Source organism: Endozoicomonas sp. SESOKO3 (assembly GCF_024606255.1).
This window is the reverse complement of record NZ_JAHHPR010000172.1, coordinates 1-2,028: the sequence shown is the minus strand read 5'-3', so window position 1 is coordinate 2,028 and position 2,028 is coordinate 1. Positions and strand designations below refer to the sequence as shown.

The following is a 2,028-nucleotide window of genomic DNA, read 5'->3' as shown; positions in this document are numbered from 1 at the left end:
CCGGTTGTGGTCGTTTAAAGCCTGAAAGATTTCTGGCTGTTATGCTCTCTCTATGCGAAGGCGCTTATCAAGGCGCTTTTCCAAAAACAGTTATCGGTATTGGTTCGGGGCAAGCATTTCTTGAAAAATGTTTTAGTTTGATGGGAGACGTTGATGTGAAATGCTATGACAAAAAACCATTAACTAACTTTTTACCTGTTGAAAAAGCTAAGTTCCCAAAAGATATTGACAAGTGCCTGCCTGATGATTGCAGTCATAGTTTACTGGTTTCAGCCTATCCACAAGGGTATTTAGGTCCCGTGCTTTCGGAATTTATTCGGCGCGGAGGGGAAATGCTCTGCACCACAGTTGAGGGTTGTTTGTTTAGTGATATGCATGAAGGATATGAAGACAATCCTGAGGTTCTCTGGGACGGGATTGAAAAGTTAAGGAAGAAGAATAGAGAGTGCTTTGAAGTTAAATTAACTGATTACACGTTGATGGGGCCTCCATCACGTATCCAGTTTTACAATTGGCCATCAAGTGTTAAGCAGCTTATGCTTGATTCCCTGGATTTAAACGGTTTGTGTTCTGATATCAGTTTTCCTCGATCCCCGAGACCAAGTTCCCATTATTAAAAAAAACTCAATCCGCCAGCGAAAGTTATACAGAGATGCAATCTTTCGTTTTTGAAAGAAAAGACGCTTATCTTCTTGAATTACCACTTTTCAGGCCTACCCTTTTCGAATCAACAAACACAAAATGAAGGTAAGGATAGAGTTTTGAAAAAATTACTCACAGCGGCACTGTTTTTGCTGTTCCCACTGTCTGCCATCTGCCAGACCGAATCATTTACAAGAAGCTTTTTTGTTGAGCTTCATCAGGATGGACACTCTCCAAAAGGGAGCTTTTCTATTAAGCCAGACCAGCAAACATTGCTGGGCATCCCGTCATACCTTGCTGATACAAACAACTATGACGAATCAATTTTTCCGCACAATGACCAACCACAGAGACTCGGCGGTTACAGGGTAAAAACGTCCTTTTTTGAGTCGATCTCGTGGGAATTGATATACGCCGCTGGTGCGCTGGTTGCTTACCAACTGGTTATGACTTCCGATGACAGTGCTCTGAGCACCAAACCTCATTCATGGATTCCTGTAGAAGCCTTTTTTGCGGTCGGCTGGCTTTTACAAAGTTATTGGAACACCGATTCGCCTATGTTCAGTCCGATAAATAAACTGGAGGCCAGTCAGGATGACCCGTTTGCAATCACCACTATGATGCTCCCCGGAAATAGCCAAAAACAAAGCCAGCAAAGAAACGAGCAAACAGAATCATCCGGCCAGCAAGCCTCCGGAACATCCGCGCAACTGACAGGTTCTGTCACCAGACTCCAGCATCTCGGCTCTGGCGGCGGTAACGAAGAGCCGGATCAACCTCAACATACTCTCGGCTTAAATTGCCACGTCGATTCCTGTCATGGCGTTTGTAAACTTCGACAATCATCCCATATCGACGGGCCTGCTGATTGGTCGCTGAATCCTGAAGCAAATTCTACGGGCGATACAGGAGCAACATCCAAGCAAAGCTTGCTTTTCACACCATCGACTCATTTGCGGCATCGGCAGACAGGCACAACGACCCACAAGGCTAAATTTCGGCGGCATCTGGAAAGAAAATTCCTGAAAGCTGAAAATTTGCTCAGATTATCCTCATTCATTGGTAACTCAGACTATATGCCTTCCACCCGAAGGCAAGCATTAGAAGCAGCAGCTTGCAGTTGTGTTTTAAACCACCTCAATATAGCGTATTGCCTTGCTGATCCAGAGACTAAGGCTGCTGCGACTAAACTGGTATCTTTGTATACCTTGTATTCCTTACCTCATTCGGATGATTCGCAAGAACCAAAAAGAAAGTCAAAAAAGGCTTTATGTGAACTTGTGATCGATAATACTAAATATTTCCATATCATTTTTACCTACATAGCGGTTCCCGGTTGTGGTCGTTTAAAGCCTGAAAGATTTCTGGCTGTTATGCTCTCTCTAT

2 protein-coding genes are annotated in these 2,028 nt (G+C 43.9%); both read left to right on the top strand.

Annotation, left to right across the window (positions count from 1 at the left end; all coding sequences use genetic code 11):
* Nucleotides 1-617: hypothetical protein (locus KDK18_RS03075; protein WP_257253128.1), on the top strand; the 617-nt coding region annotated here is incomplete at its 5' end.
* A 144-nt stretch (nucleotides 618-761) separates the two neighbouring features.
* A partial coding sequence (locus KDK18_RS03070) for a hypothetical protein (RefSeq protein ID WP_257253127.1) occupies nucleotides 762-2,028 on the top strand: 1,267 nt, incomplete at its 3' end.